Genomic DNA, 15,109 nt, shown 5'->3' with positions numbered 1-15,109 from the left:
TTGATTGGCCGCATTTCTGCCGATAAGCAAAGGAGATGGCACCCGTTCGAGACATGATGGCTTCGATGGCATTCGTCGCAATGCTCGTCTTCTCGGTCGCGCTGGTGGCCGGGTTTTTCGGAACGCTGCATCCGGCCTTCGATTCCTTCGCTCATTTCCGCGTTCATTTTGCCGTGCTGATGGCGCTTTGCGCGCTGCCGCTGCTGGCGACCTCGTTTCGCCTGCAGGCGGCCACAGGGCTGCTCTTTGCGGTGGCTGCCTTTGCCACCACGTCGAACGCCCTGTCGGTGCCCCGCCTGTGGCCGGTCCAGGCAGCCTACGAGGTCGAGGCCGGCGATCAGGCGGTCTACCCCGGTGATCAGGCGGTCTACCGCCTGCTGCAGATGAACCTGCGGTTCAACAATTCAACGCCTGAAAAAGTCCTGTCGCTGATCGGCCGGACCCAGCCTGATGTGATCACCCTCGACGAGGTGTCCGACATGTGGGAGGCCAAACTTGGCCATCTTGCCAGCGCCTACCCTTACCGGATCCTCTGCCCCTACCCCAATGGCGTTTTCGGCGTTGCGCTGCTGTCCAGACGGCCGTTTGCCGCCGGCACGCAACCGCACTGCGATGGCCGCGGCGCGATGGCCATCGCGACGGTCGATTTCGGCGGAACCGACGTCGACGTCGCCGCCATGCACCTCACCTGGCCATGGCCGCGCAACCAGTCACGACAGATCGGCGGATTGTCGGGGGAGTTCGCCTCGCTCGGCGAGACATCGATCTTGGCATGCGACTGCAATGCAGTGCCGTGGAGCGCCGCCGTCCGGCGCGTCGCAGGTCTTGGCAAGCTGACCGTGGCGCCTTCGCCGGGGCCGACCTGGCTCCCTATCAAGCTGCCGGAATTCCTGCGCTTCGCCGGACTGCCGATCGACCTTGTTTTCAGCAAGGGCGCAGTTCTCATCCATTCGGTGTCGAGGCTGGATAACGCCGGCTCCGACCATCTTCCGCTGATGGTGGAGTTCTCGCTCAGGCCGGAACAGAAGAAGCCGGTCGATGAACACGAAACCGCGACGGCATCGGTGAGACAGAACGGCAGGACCCGAAGCTGAGCTACTGCTTGCGCAACAGCGCCCTGATGAGGTGCTCGACATGGCCGCCGTCGCGATGCTCGCGCGCGTCGAAGGCGTTTTGTTTCGCCTCGTATTCGGCATAGACGGCCTTGATCCGGCGCCTCGCCTCGCGGTGCGTCTTGCTGCAAAACAAGTTGTCGGCGAACTCCAGTCCAGTGATCGATCTTTCGGTCGCCCGCATCATCGCCCTGGCGATCCGGCCATGGTTATGCTCGTGAGCACGAACGCCCGCGAAAAACCGCTTCCAGCGCTTCTGCAATGCCGGCGTCGCGGCCGAGGCCAAACGCGGCAAGGTGTAGGTGAGATCGAGCGTGCCATTGGCCTGCCGCAGACGGCAGACACCACCCTCCCTCGTGACGTCGAGGTCCCAATCTACGGTATAGGCGGCCAGCGCGATGGCGTGCGTCATGAAGCCGTGCCGCTTCGGACCGTTGCGGTCCATGGCCTCGATCAGGGCGGCGCCCGTGGTTCCAGTGATGTCGTAGGTCCGGGTCTTGACCAGCACCTTCGTGTCAGCCAATGCCGACGGTGCGAAGCCGCACAAGCCGCCAATCGCCGCAAGGCACGTCAGAACCGCCAGGCGCATGGTCATCTCCCGGGTCAGAAAGAATGGAACCACAGGCGCCGCCCCGCTTCAACTTCTTTTAGACGCCGCACATATAATAGGCCTTCACGCGCCTTCATTTGATCGGCGGGCGAGACGGCCGCCGGGCCGTTCTGGCTTGCTGGGCTACATGTTTTGGTAGACTGGTCCCTCTCCACCTTGTGGCGGCACCCAGGTAATGTTTCGGTTCGGATCCTTGATGTCGCAGGTCTTGCAGTGGACGCAGTTCTGCGCGTTGATGACGAAGCGCACGTCCTTCGCCTCGGGATCGGTGGCGGCGTTGCCATCCTTGTCGACCCATTCGTAGACACTGGCCGGGCAGTAGCGTGTCGAGGGCCCGGCATAGACATCGTGTTCGGAACGCTGCTGCAGGTCCATATCCGCGACCAGCAGGTGGACAGGCTCGTTTTCCTCGTGGTTGGTATTGGACAGGAACACCGAGGACAGGCGGTCGAAGGTGAGCACGCCATCCGGCTTCGGATAGGCGATCTTCTTATGCCTGGCGGCCGGCTCCAGCGTCGCATGATCGGCCTTGCCGTGCTTCAGCGTGCCAAAGGGCGAGAACCCGAACAGCGAATTCAGCCACATGTCGAGACCGCCGATGCCGACGCCGACGACGGTGCCGAAGCGCGACCACAACGGCTTGACGTTGCGCACCTTCTTCAAATCCTTGCCGATGTCGGTTGCCCGCCATGCCGCCTCGTAAGAAGCCAGTTCGTCATTGGCGCGGCCGGCGCCGATCGCCTCGGCGACATGCTCGGCCGCCAGCATTCCGGAGAGCACGGCATTGTGCGAGCCCTTGATGCGCGGCACGTTGACGAAGCCGGCAGCACAACCGATCAGCGCGCCACCGGGGAAGGACAGTTTCGGCACCGACTGCCAGCCGCCCTCGGTGATGGCACGGGCGCCATAGCCGAGCCGCTTGCCGCCCTCGAATGTGGCCCTGATCGCCGGGTGGGTCTTGAAGCGCTGGAACTCGTCGAACGGCGACAGGTAGGGGTTCTTGTAGTTGAGGTGGACGACGAAGCCGACCGCCACCTGGTTGTCCTCCAGATGGTAGAGGAAGGAGCCGCCGCCGGTCTTCATGTCGAGCGGCCAGCCGAAGGAGTGCTGGACAAGGCCCGGCCGATGGTTCTCCGGCTTGACCTGCCAGAGCTCCTTGAGACCGATGCCGTATTTGCCGGGCTCGCGGCCGTCGGAAAGATGATATTTGGCGATCAACTGCTTGGCCAGCGAGCCGCGCGCGCCCTCGCCGATCAGCACATATTTGCCCATCAGCGCCATGCCCGGCGCGAAGCCCGGGCCATGCGTGCCATCCTTCTCGACGCCCATATCGCCGGTGACAACGCCGGTGACCGCGCCCTCGTCACTGTAAATGAGGTCCACGGCGGCAAAGCCCGGATAGACCTCGACGCCCAGCGCCTCGGCCTTGGTCGCCAACCAGCGGCAGACATTGCCGAGCGAAACGATGTAGTTGCCGTGGTTGTTCATCAGCGGCGGCATCAGGATATTGGGCAGACGGAACGAACCGGCGGGGCCGAGGACCAGGAAATGGTCTGCGGTGACCGGCGTCTTGAACGGATGTCCCTCTTCGTCACGCCAGCCCGGCAGCAGCCGGTCGATGCCGATCGGATCGACGACGGCGCCGGACAGGATGTGAGCGCCGACTTCGCCGCCCTTTTCCAGGACGACGACGGAAAGCTCGGGATTGACCTGCTTGAGACGGATCGCGGCAGCGAGGCCGGCCGGCCCGGCGCCGACGATGACCACGTCGAATTCCATGCTTTCGCGTTCGATCTCGCTCATCAACCCCTCACTGCCCAGAGTGCCGCGCGCCCATTGGACGCGCAAAGGACACTCTGGCAACTTTATTTTCGCATGATCCCAAAAAGTGATTTCACTTTTTGGGATCATGCGAGCGCATTTGCGCATCTTGCTGGCTTATCCGCTGCATAGCGCATCAATTCGCGACGCGAAACCGGCGCTGACGTGACAATGCCGATTTCGTCAAAAAGGCCGCGCATCGTACTACAAAATCGCGATTTGCGGGTCCACCAACATCGATCCGGGTCAAGCCAGTCCAAAGAGAGCCGTTGCCCTGATTTTTTTAATTGTTCGACGGCTTGCTTATCGGCCATACTTCGCACCATGCGCACATACGGGCCATCCGGCTTTTCATCGACGCGCTTTTTTTCGCCGCCCGGACGGGTTTGCCGGGCGCTCGTTTTGGCCCTTTTGCCGCTGGCGTCCGTTGGCGCCCACGCCGAGCCGCAAAGGGTCTGGGTGGCCGGAGCCTACTCCTTTTCCGACGAGCTGGGCGGCTTCCGCATCACCAGCGCCTCGGGTATCGGGACAAAGGAGGACCCGCTTGTCATCACCGAAGAGTTGAATTCGGCGACACCAGTGACACTGACGATCCGCACGACGAAGCCGATCCACCCCTTCGGCACTGCGGGCCAATTTGCCAACGGCCTCATGTATATGCGCATCGACGTGCTCAACAACAGCGGCCAGGCCTGGGTCGAGTTCCAGTTCGAGCTCCAGGAGATACTCCACCGGCCGAGCGTGTTCGGCGACGGCCTGTCGTTCGACCAGCGTAACAAAACGCCTGACAACATCTGGTCGAGCAGCTTTGCCGATTTCGATCGCGACTTCGAACCCTATGACCGGCTGCTGTTCAAGAGCGGCAAGATCGACCCGTTGAAGACGGCAAAATTCGATTACCTGATCACCGACTACACACCACGCTGGACGTTCTATCTGGTGCAGGATCCGCGTATACCGTCGAGCTGAACCACTTCGTCATCCAGGGCGAAGCAGGAGCGAAGCGACGTCGCTGAGGCCCTGGATGACGAAATCATGAAGCATCGCGCCAATCACGATGTTGCAAATTCCTGCCGCGCGGCTGAATGTGAAAGCATGACTGCCGTTTCCCGAGACAACCGATCTGATATTGCCGACCTGCTGGCCTTCTACGCCAGCGCCGGCGTCGATGAAGCGCTCGAAGAGGAGCCGCTGAACAGGTTTGCCGAGGCTGCGTCAAAGCCGCCTGAGCGGGCGCCAGCGACAGTTACGCCGCCAACCGGTGAAAACGCAGCGCTGCCACGCTCGACAAGTCTGTCACGCGCCGGAATGGGCGAAAGGCAAGCTGCGGCGCCGGCGGTGCGCGCGCCGTCCGGTACGGCGACAGTGCCCGACGAGCAGCAAGCGGCATTGGCGCGACACCTGGCGACGACGGCGGCAACCCTGGACGAACTTCGCCAGCACATGGCGGCATTCGACGGCTGCAACCTCAAATTCACCGCCAAGAACCTGGTGTTCGCCGACGGCAATCCGAATGCCGCGGTGATGCTGGTCGGCGAGGCACCCGGGCGCGACGAGGACATCGAGGGATTGCCGTTCGTCGGCCGCTCGGGCCGGCTACTCGACCGGATGCTGGCCGCGATCGGCCTCGACCGGACCTCGGCCTACATCGCCAATGTGATTCCCTGGCGGCCGCCGGGCAACCGCACGCCGACGCCGCACGAGACCGAGATTTGCCGGCCGTTCATCGAACGGCAGATCGAGCTGGTCAATCCGAAGGTGCTGGTCAATTTGGGCGGCCCCTCGGCAAGCACCCTTCTCAACACCACAGAGGGCATCCTGCGGCTGCGCGGCAACTGGCGCGTCCACACGACCGCCGCCGGCATTGCCATCCCCGCCATGCCAACGCTTCATCCGGCGTATCTCTTGCGAACCCCCGCGCACAAGAAGCTGGCGTGGCGGGATTTCCTTGAAGTGAAGGCGAAGCTTCGGGCGCTGGGTTGAGGGTGAAGGGAAGAGCGGCGCTATAACCTCCCCGGTAATTGAAATGCATCTGCGGCCGGCCTAGTCATGCGCCCATGACCGCAACCCAGACTTCCGCCGGCAGCCTCATTCGCGAATGGCGCACGCGCCGGCGCATGAGCCAGCTCGATCTCGCCATGGAAGCCGAAATCTCGCAGCGGCATCTGAGTTTCGTGGAAAGCGGCCGCGCGGCGCCCTCGCGCGACATGGTGCTGCATCTGGCCGAGCAGCTGTCGATCCCGTTGAGGCAGCGCAACCAGCTCCTGCTGGCCGCAGGCTTTGCCCCCAGCTTCAGCGAGCGTCCGCTCACCGATGCCTCGCTAGCGCCGGCGATGGCGGCGGTCGAGATCGTGCTCAAGGGTCACGAACCCTTCCCGGCGCTGGCTGTCGACCGGCACTGGAACCTGGTGTCGGCAAACGCCGCCATCAGCCCGTTCCTCGCCAACGTCGCCGAGCCTTCCTTGCTGAAGCCGCCGGTCAACGTGCTGCGGCTCAGCCTGCACCCGGGTGGCGTCGCGCCGCGCATCGTCAACCTGGCCGAATGGCGCGCGCATCTTCTCGACCGGCTGAAACACCAGAACGACGCCACTGGCGACCCGGTTCTGGTCGAACTGGAGCGCGAGCTTCGGACCTATCCGTCCGGCCTGAACGGCGCACGGCCGGTGCCGGTCGAGCCGAACGCGATCGTGCACCCGCTGCGGCTTGCGCATGGCGATGCCGTGCTGTCGTTCATCAGCACCATCACCGTGTTCGGCACGCCGCTCGACGTGACGCTGTCGGAACTGGCGATCGAATCTTTTTTCCCCGCCGATGAGCAGACAAGGACCGTGCTGGTGCGATTGGCGAACGAGCGGGCCGAGCCGTCCTGATCATCCTTGCGGTGGGGTCGCCTGGCGGGTGCGGGCGCGTTCGAGGCCAAGCTGGCGCTCGCGCCAGATGATGAAGATGCCGGCGGCAACGACGATCACGCCACCGATGAGCATATGAACCGTCGGGACGTCGCCGAAGGCGAGATAGCCGACAACGATGCCAAGCAGCATCGACGTGTATTCGAAAGGCGCCACGACCGAGGCCTCGGCATGGCGATAGGCCGCCGTCATCAGAATCTGGGCGAGCCCGCCGCAAAAGCCTGCAGCAATGAGCAGGCCCGCCTGCGCCGGTGTCAGCGCCTGCCAGCCGAACGGCAGCGACAGCAAGGCCAGAAGGCTCGCCGTCACCGAAAACCACAGCACGATGGTTGCCGTCGGCTCGCTCTGGACGAGGTTGCGCACCAGCAGCATGGCGACGGCCGAGATCGCTGCCGCGAGCAGTGCGGCGATGACGCCAAGCACCTCCTGATCGCCGAGTGCTGCGCCCGAACCCAGCAGCGTCAGTTCCGGCCATGAGATGACCAGCACCCCGACCAGTCCGACCGCAACCGCGCTCCAGCGATAGACGCGGATCGCTTCGCCGAGGAAGATCGAACTGAACACCACCACCAGCAGCGGCTGTGCGTAGTTCAGCGCGATCGCTTCCGGCAGCGGCAGCCGAATCAGCGCGAAGAAGCCGAGCCCCATGGCGCAGACGCCGACAACGCCACGCGCAATGTGGTTGAGCGGGCGCTTGGTCGAAAACGCGGTGCCAAGCTTTCCCTGAAAGGCCAGGAAGACGACGATCGGAAAGATGGCAAAGAACGAGCGGAAGAAGACGATCTGGCCCGCCGGCACCGTGCCCGCCGCCTTGATGCAGGACGACATGGCGACGAAGACCGCCACCGAGACGATCTTGAGCATGATCCCGGTCAGCGTGTTGTGCCCGCCGGGATGGTCCGTCGGGTTCACTTGGCAGCTGCTTCCTGGATCGCCGCCCAGATGCGCGCCGGCGTTGCTGGCATGTCGATGTGCCTGATGCCGTAGGCGCGATAGAGCGCATCCGTCACCGCGTTGAGCGCGGCCGGCGTCGCTCCGATCGTGCCCGCCTCGCCTGCCCCCTTGATGCCGAGCGCATTGGTGGTCGAGGGCACGTTGCGGGTCTCGAAATGGAAGAACGGCAAATCGTCGGCGCGCGGCATGGCATAGTCCATGAAGCTTGCCGTCAACAGCTGCCCGTCCTCGTCATAGACCGTGTTCTCGGTCAGCGCCTGGCCGATGCCCTGGACGACGCCGCCATGCACCTGGCCGGCCAGCAGCACAGGGTTCACGGTGACGCCGAAATCGTCGACGATCGTATAGCGGACAATTTCCGTCACGCCGGTGTCGGGATCGATCTCGACCTCGCAGATGTGGGTGCCGTTCGGATAGGTGCATTCGTCCTGCACGAACTCGCCAAAGCCCTTGAGATCGTCCGGGTTCTTGGCGGCCTTGGCGATGCTCGAAAAATCGATCGTGCGGTCGGTGCCGACGATGCGGGCAACGCCGTTGGACAATTCGATATCGTCGGCCGAGGCTTCCAGCTCATCGGCGGCGATGCGCCTGATCTTGATGGCCAGATCCTCGCCGGCGCGAGAAGCAGATACACCGCCAAGCGGAATGGAGCGCGAGCCGCCGGTGCCACCGCCGGCCTTCAGCTCGTCGGTGTCGCCCTGGCGGACATGAATCTTGCCGATGTCGAGATGAAGCTTTTCCGAGAGGAACTGCGCATAGGCGGTCGCATGCCCCTGCCCGTTGGTCTGGGTGCCGATCTTCAGCGTCACCGTGCCGTCGCCGTTCAATTCGACAAAGGCCGGTTCGGAGCCGGGAAAAGCACAGGCCTCGATATAAGTCGCCATGCCGATGCCGCGGATTTTGCCTTCCGCCTTCGACTGCGCCAGTCGCTCCGGGAACGCCTGCCACTCCGCTTGTTCGATGGCGCGGTCCATATGGCCTGCGAATTCGCCGGTATCATAGAGGCGGTCGGTCTGCGTGCGGTATGGGAACTGCTCGGGCCTGATGAAATTGCGCCGGCGGATCTCTTCGACTGGCAAGCCCAGATCGTGGGCGCAGGCGTCGACGAGCTTTTCCAGCAGGAATGCCGCTTCCGGACGGCCGGCGCCGCGGTAGGCATCGACCGGGCAAGTGTTGGTGTAGAGGCCGGTCACCGAAACGTCGAGCGCCTGGATGTCGTAGACGCCGGTCGACATGGTGACGCCGATATAGGGGATGAACGGGCCGTATTGCGAGATATAGGCGCCGATATTGGCGAGCAGATCGACCTTCATGCCGAGAAAGCGGCCGTCCTTGTCCATAGCCATCTCGGCGGTCACGACATTGTCGCGGCCTTGCGCATCGGTGAGGAAATGCTCGGTGCGGTCGCCGGCCCATTTCACCGGGCGGCCAAGGCGTCTGGCGGCCTCCAGCACCAGCGGATGCTCGCGATAGACGAAGCTTTTCGGCCCGAAGCCGCCGCCGACATCCGGCGTGATGACGCGCAGCTGGTTCTTCTTGATCTTGAATATGTCGGCCAGGATGTACTGCATGGAATGCACGCCCTGCGAGCCTGTGGTCAGCACGAAGCGGTTCTCCTGCGTGTTCCATTCGCCGATCGCCGAACGCGGCTCCATGTAGTTGCAGACCAGCCGGTTGTTGATGAATTCGATGCGGGTGACATGCGCCGCCCTGGCGAATGCCGCCGCGGTCTTCGCCTTGTCGCCGATGTGGTAGCTGAAGGCGCGGTTGGAGCCGAGTTCCGGCCAGACAAGCGGCGTGCCTTCGTCAAGCGCCGTGGCGGTGCCGGACGCGGCATCCTCGCCCTCGTATTCGACCTCGATCAGTTCGGCCGCGTCCTGCGCCAGCGCGCGGCTGTCTGCGACGACGAAGGCGACGGCGTCGCCGACATAATTGACCCGGTCGCGGCAAAGGACCGGAATGTCGCGGGTCGGCGCCTTGGTGCCGTCCGGCTGCCTCTGCATGACGCCGGATTTCAGCTTGCCGAGATGAGCAAGATCAGCACCGGTCAGCACCAGATGGACGCCAGATGCCGCCTTGGCCGCCTCGGTCGAACCGAGGGTGAAGCTTGCCTTGGCCACCGGCGAGCGCAGGACATAGCCGTGCAGGAGGCCGGCCGGCTGGATGTCGTCCGTATAGCGACCGAGACCCTTTAGGAAGGCCTGGTCCTCGCGACGCAGCACAGAGGCGCCCATGCCGAATTTCGGTGTGACGACGGTCATGGATACCTCGCGACGATGATTGGAAAACGAGTGCCTGAAATAGGCGCTGCGCCAGTTTTGTCGAGTGACGGTTTCGTGTAAAGAGCGCGTGCTTCACATTTCTTCGACCAGCGGACCCACCTGCCGCTGCGGGAATCGACAGGAAAACCAACGGAATGCGCACGGACACCGGCCAGGTCTTCAAGCTCGAAGACTATCGCCCCACCGACTATCTCATTCCGGAAACCGGCCTGACTTTCCGGCTGTCGCCGGAAGCCACGCGCGTCATCGCCGTGCTGACGGTCGAGCGCCGCGACGGCGTAGCGGCGTCAATGCCGCTGGTGCTGGACGGCGATGGCCTGACGCTCAGCCGCATCGCAATCGACGGCCAGACACTCACGCCGACCGATTTTTTCGCCACGCCCGATCAGTTGACGATCACCGCGCCGCCCGCAGCAGCCCGCTTCCAGCTGCTGATCGAAACCGAGCTGGCGCCGGCGCACAACGAAGCCCTGATGGGCCTCTATCGCTCGAGCAACGTCTATTGCACGCAATGCGAGGCCGAGGGCTTTCGGCGCATTACCTATTTTCTCGACCGTCCCGATATCCTGTCGGTCTATACGGTGCGCATCGAGGCGCCGCACCACGAGGCGCCACTGCTTCTTTCCAACGGCAACCCGGCTGGCAGCGGCGAACTTGCCGACGGCTGGCACTATGCAATCTGGCACGACCCCTTCCCCAAGCCGTCCTATCTGTTCGCGCTGGTCGCAGGCGCTCTCGGCAAGGTCGCGGACAGCTTCGTCACATTGTCCGGCCGCCAGGTCGAGCTCGGCATCTTTGTCGAGCCGGGCAAGGAGCGGCTCGCCGGCTACGCCATGGACGCCCTGAAACGGTCGATGAAATGGGACGAGGAAGCGTTCGGCCGCGAATACGACCTCGACGTCTTCAACATCGTCGCCGTGTCCGACTTCAACATGGGCGCGATGGAGAACAAGGGCCTCAACATCTTCAACGACAAGTATGTGCTGGCCGACCAGGAGACCGCAACGGACGCCGATTTCGCCAATATCGAGGCGATCATCGCGCATGAGTATTTCCACAATTGGACCGGCAACAGAATCACTTGCCGCGACTGGTTCCAGCTTTGCCTGAAGGAAGGGCTGACGGTTTTCCGCGATCACGAATTCTCCGCCGACCAACGCTCGCGAGCGGTGAAACGCATCGCCGAAGTGCGCACGCTCAAGGCACATCAGTTTCCCGAAGACCAGGGACCGCTGGCGCATCCGGTGCGACCGCGCCGCTACCGCGAGATCAATAATTTCTACACGGCGACAGTCTACGAAAAGGGCTCGGAAGTGGTGCGCATGATCCGCACCATTCTCGGCGCCGAGACGTTCCGGGCCGGCATGGATCTCTATTTCGAGCGCCATGACGGCGAGGCTGCAACCATCGAGGACTTCATCAAGGTGTTCGAGGATGTGTCCGGGCGCGACCTCGCGCAATTTTCGCTGTGGTACCATCAGGCCGGCACGCCCAATCTGACCATCAGTTCGACGCACAATGCGGCGGCCCAGGAATTCACGCTCGAGATCGAACAGTCGGTGCCGCCAACGCCGTCCGAAAGCCGCAAGCGGCTGATGCATATTCCGCTGGCCTTCAGCCTGGTCGGCACCGACGGCAAAGCGATAGAATATGGCGGCGTCGAGGGCGCCAGCGTCGAGGACGGCGTCATCCATATCCGCAAGCGCCGGCACATGGTGCGCTTCTCGGGCGTCACTGAGCGCCCGGCGATGTCGCTCAACCGCGGCTTCTCGGCGCCGGTGACGCTTTCCGTCGAGCAGAGGGCCGACGATCAGTTCTTCCTTGCTGGCCATGACAACGATGCCTTCTCGCGCTGGCAGGCGTTCAACACGCTTTTGACCGAGGCTCTGATATCCACCTTCCGCCAGGTCCTTGACGGCAAGCAGCCCGGTTTCGCATCGCGGTTGATCGAGCTTGCCGGCAAAATAGCCGGCGACGAGACACTCGAACCGGCCTATCGGGCGCTGGCTCTGGCGCTTCCGAGCGAACCCGATATCGCCCGTGACATCGGCAAGAACATCGACCCCGATGCCATTTTCTCGGCCCGCGAGGCGCTGACGGTCGCGATCGCCGAGGCGAATCGCGAGATATTCTCCGACCTCTACGATCGACTGACCGACAAGGACGCTTTCAGTCCTGATGCGGCAAGCGCCGGTCGCCGGGCGCTGCGCAACACCTTGCTCGACTATCTTTCGCTGCTGCATGGAGGTGCGGCGCTTGCGGCCCGGCATTTCCAGTCCGCGACCAACATGACCGACCGGGCCGCCGCATTGAGCGTGCTTGCGCTGCGCCATAACGGTTCGCCCGAGACGGTCAAGGCGCTGGCGGAGTTCGAAGCGAAATATGCGACCGATCCGCTGGTGATTGACAAATGGTTCCATATCCAGGCCAGCGTGCCGGGCCCGCAAACCATTCATGCAGTGCGCGCCCTGACCAGCCACCCGGCCTTCTCAATGGCCAACCCGAACCGGGTGCGCTCGCTCGTCGGCACGTTTTCCAGCGCCAACCAGACCGGCTTCCATCGCGCCGACGGCGAAGGCTACCGGTTTTTCGTCGAAACGGTCCTGCAGGTCGAAAAGCGCAACCCGCAATTGGCCGCCAGGCTGGCGACGGCACTCAGATCATGGCGCTCGCTGGAACCTGCCCGGCAGGGCAAGGCAAGGGAAGCGCTGCTTTCGATTGCCAATACCGAGAACCTGTCGGCCGATTTGCGCGACATCATTGAGCGGACCTTGGCGTAATGGTCCTTCCCTTCTCTCCCTTGTGGGAGAAGGTGGATCGGCGCGGAGCGCCGAGACGGATGAGGGGTGTTGGACGGAGTGCTGTCGGTGCCAAGCTGGAGCACCCCTCATCCGCCGAGCTTCGCTCGGCCACCTTCTCCCACAAGGGGAAAGGGATGCCCCCCCATAAAGCCATTATTTTAGTCGATTTTTAATCTTTTTTCGCTGCGCCTATGGACAAGCCGAATCACCTTTGATTCTTTAGCTGAAGATTCGGAAGTGCGGCGTCGCCGGATCGTCAAGCAGATTTAAGATCGGGGAGAGCCATTTATGGCGAAGGCGGACGCGTGGGGCGCGCCCGGAGGGACGGGTTTTGAGCAGCGTGAGGCGGGAAGCGACGGTCTCGCCGGCAATGCGCGGCTGATCGCCGAACCCGCCTACCGACGGCTTCTGGCAGCCGAGCCATTGCTGCGCCGATCGATACCGGCCCTCATCATCATTTTCCTGATTGTCATCGCGGCACTGCGGTTCCTGTCGCTGATGCACGAGCGCGACGACGTGGAACGCGACGCCAAGGCGATCCTCTCGCTCGCGGCGGGCCAACTGGCCAGTTCGATCAGCGTCGATGCGAACATGGCCTCGACGCCTGGCGCGACGCAGGACTTGTTGGAGGGCATCAGCCGTCAGGGCGCCATGGGCCGAAGCCACGTGCTTGCGGTCACCGACAGCGCGTTCAAGATCGTTGCCGTGACACCGCAATCGACGGGCTGGGAAGGGCGGTCGCTTGACGCCATCGCCCAGGGCGGTCAACCGCTGTTCATGTTCGGTGACCGCGCCGGGGTGATGGAGGTCAGCATCGGCGGCCAGGACTGGTATGCCGCGGTGAGCCTGGCAAACGGCAGGAATGGTGCTGCCGCAGCGCTCGTCCCGCAGGATGCGGTCTTCGACACGTGGCGCAAGACCGTTTCGCTCAACGTCACGCTGTTCGTGCTGACGGCCGGCGTGCTGATCATCGTCCTCTATGCCTATTTCGGCCAGGCGGCGCGCGCCCAGACCGCCGACCGCATCTATCTCGAAGCGCACCAGCGCATCGACATGGCGCTGGTGCGCGGCCGCTGCGGCCTGTGGGACTGGGACATGGTGCGCGGCAAGATGTACTGGTCGCGTTCGATGTACGACATGCTGGGCTATGAGCCCTGCGACACGATGCTGTCGTTCGGCGAGGTCGACGGGATCATCCATCCCGAGGACGGCGACCTATTCCAACTCGCCAACAGGATCGTCGCACGCGAGATCGACCACATCGACCAAGTGTTCCGGATGCGCCACGCCGACGGACAATGGGTGTGGATGCGCGCAAGAGCGCAGGTGATCGACCCGGAAGCGCCGGAGATCCAGTTGATCGGCATCGCCGTCGACGTCACCGAGCAGCGGCATTTGGCGCTGCGCTCCGAGGCCGCGGATCTTCGCCTGCGAACGGCCATCGAAAACATTAACGAATCCTTCGTGCTCTGGGATTCGGCCCAGCGCCTGATCATGTGCAATTCCAAGTACCAGCAGGACAACGGCCTGTCGGATCGCGACGTGATGCCGGGCGCCTCGCGCGCCGTTCTCGAAGATCGCATGCTTGCCTTCGCTTCGGAGCGCCGGCTTGCCAACACCAACGGGCAGCAAGGCGGCGTGACCTTCGAGCGGCAGCTTGCCGATGGCCGCTGGCTGCAGGTGAACGAGTTGCGGACCAGGGACGGCGGCACCGTCTCAGTCGGCTCCGACATCACCCAGATCAAGCTGCACCAGGAGAAGCTGGTCGACAGTGAGCGCCGGCTGATGGCGACGATCCATGACCTCAGCCTTGCCCGCCGGGCAGAGGAAGAGCGGTCGCGCGAACTGGTCGAGCTCAATCACAAATACATGAAGGAAACCGAGCGCGCCGAGGCCGCGAACCGGGCCAAATCCGAGTTCCTGGCCAACATGTCGCATGAATTGCGCACGCCGCTCAACGCGATCATCGGCTTCTCCGAACTGATGGAACAGGCGCTGTTCGGGCCCCTGGGTTCGCCGCGCTACGAGGAATACGCCACCGACATCAACGGCAGCGGCAAATATCTTCTGGGCGTCATCAACGACATCCTCGACATGTCGAAGATCGAGGCCGGCCAGTTCTCGATGGATCAGGAGGAAATCGACCTCTGCCCGCTGATGCGGGAAACGGTGCGCGTCATCTCGCTGCAGGCGGCGGAAAAGTCGATCACCGTCGAAACACGCATCCCCGATTCGCTGACGCTGTTCGCCGACCGCCGGGCGATCAAGCAGATCATCATCAACCTGCTGTCGAATGCGGTGAAGTTCACCGGCCAGGGCGGCCGCATTGCGGTAAGGGCCCGCAACACCTCCAGCGCTCTGGTGCTGACGATCGAAGACAATGGCTGCGGCATCCCGAAGGAGGCGCTGAGCAAGCTCGGGCGGCCGTTCGAGCAGGTGCAGAACCAGTTTTCCAAGAGCCATGCCGGTTCCGGCCTTGGCCTTGCCATCTCACGCTCGTTGGCCGAGCTTCAGGGCGGCGCCTTGAAAATCCGCTCCACCGAAGGCACCGGCACGATCGTGTCGGTGCGCATTCCGACCAGGAAGCCGACGCAGCCGGTCAGGGCCGCCGCTTGACTAG

11 protein-coding genes are annotated in these 15,109 nt (G+C 63.4%); 6 read left to right on the top strand and 5 right to left on the bottom strand.

What is annotated here, in order from left to right:
• The first annotated feature begins 65 nt into the window (after positions 1 to 65).
• Entirely contained in the window at positions 66 to 1,094 is a 1,029-nt protein-coding gene (locus AC0L2V_RS09355; RefSeq protein ID WP_473519976.1) for an endonuclease/exonuclease/phosphatase family protein, read from the top strand.
• 1 nt (position 1,095) lies between these two features.
• Here the strand turns inward: AC0L2V_RS09355 and AC0L2V_RS09350 are convergent, their stop codons facing one another.
• The 3 genes from AC0L2V_RS09350 to AC0L2V_RS09340 all read right to left on the bottom strand — a co-directional run bounded on the left by AC0L2V_RS09350 (position 1,096) and on the right by AC0L2V_RS09340 (position 3,857).
• A complete protein-coding gene (locus AC0L2V_RS09350) occupies positions 1,096 to 1,701 on the bottom strand; it encodes a DUF922 domain-containing protein (protein ID WP_023800798.1) in 606 nt (201 codons plus the stop codon).
• 144 nt (positions 1,702 to 1,845) lie between these two features.
• Positions 1,846 to 3,525 carry an electron transfer flavoprotein-ubiquinone oxidoreductase gene (locus tag AC0L2V_RS09345; RefSeq protein WP_473509918.1) on the bottom strand — a complete coding sequence of 560 codons (1,680 nt, stop codon included), beginning with the start codon at positions 3,523 to 3,525 and terminating at the stop codon, positions 1,846 to 1,848.
• A gap of 104 nt (positions 3,526 to 3,629) precedes the next feature.
• Positions 3,630 to 3,857 (bottom strand): hypothetical protein, encoded by a 228-nt coding sequence (locus tag AC0L2V_RS09340; protein ID WP_473519975.1) that lies wholly within the window; start codon positions 3,855 to 3,857, stop codon positions 3,630 to 3,632.
• 10 nt (positions 3,858 to 3,867) lie between these two features.
• Between AC0L2V_RS09340 and AC0L2V_RS09335 the strand changes: the two genes are divergently transcribed.
• From AC0L2V_RS09335 to AC0L2V_RS09325, 3 genes are all read left to right on the top strand, one after another.
• Positions 3,868 to 4,512 carry a hypothetical protein gene (locus AC0L2V_RS09335; protein ID WP_128168068.1) on the top strand — a complete coding sequence of 215 codons (645 nt, stop codon included), beginning with the start codon at positions 3,868 to 3,870 and terminating at the stop codon, positions 4,510 to 4,512.
• A 126-nt stretch (positions 4,513 to 4,638) separates the two neighbouring features.
• Positions 4,639 to 5,526 carry a uracil-DNA glycosylase gene (locus AC0L2V_RS09330; protein WP_287228825.1) on the top strand — a complete coding sequence of 296 codons (888 nt, stop codon included), beginning with the start codon at positions 4,639 to 4,641 and terminating at the stop codon, positions 5,524 to 5,526.
• A gap of 74 nt (positions 5,527 to 5,600) precedes the next feature.
• Entirely contained in the window at positions 5,601 to 6,413 is an 813-nt protein-coding gene (locus AC0L2V_RS09325; protein WP_473519974.1) for a helix-turn-helix domain-containing protein, read from the top strand.
• Here AC0L2V_RS09325 and AC0L2V_RS09320 read toward each other — a convergent pair whose 3' ends face one another.
• Positions 6,414 to 7,316, bottom strand: a complete 903-nt coding sequence (locus tag AC0L2V_RS09320) for a DMT family transporter (protein WP_091590849.1) — start codon at positions 7,314 to 7,316, stop codon at positions 6,414 to 6,416. It abuts the gene before it with no gap.
• Between the two features lie 44 nt (positions 7,317 to 7,360).
• Positions 7,361 to 9,667 carry a xanthine dehydrogenase family protein molybdopterin-binding subunit gene (locus tag AC0L2V_RS09315; RefSeq protein ID WP_473509916.1) on the bottom strand — a complete coding sequence of 769 codons (2,307 nt, stop codon included), beginning with the start codon at positions 9,665 to 9,667 and terminating at the stop codon, positions 7,361 to 7,363.
• 155 nt (positions 9,668 to 9,822) lie between these two features.
• Here AC0L2V_RS09315 and pepN point away from each other — a divergent pair, with 155 nt between their 5' ends.
• Positions 9,823 to 12,468, top strand: coding sequence for an aminopeptidase N (pepN, locus tag AC0L2V_RS09310; protein WP_473519973.1), 2,646 nt, complete (start codon positions 9,823 to 9,825; stop codon positions 12,466 to 12,468).
• A 309-nt stretch (positions 12,469 to 12,777) separates the two neighbouring features.
• The gene (locus tag AC0L2V_RS09305) at positions 12,778 to 15,105 is read left to right on the top strand and encodes a PAS domain-containing sensor histidine kinase (RefSeq protein ID WP_287052499.1); all 2,328 of its coding nucleotides are present in this window, start codon (positions 12,778 to 12,780) and stop codon (positions 15,103 to 15,105) included.
• Positions 15,106 to 15,109 lie beyond the last annotated feature (4 nt).

This window comes from Mesorhizobium sp. WSM4814, from assembly GCF_055811595.1.
This window is presented reverse-complemented; position numbering and strand designations above follow the sequence as displayed.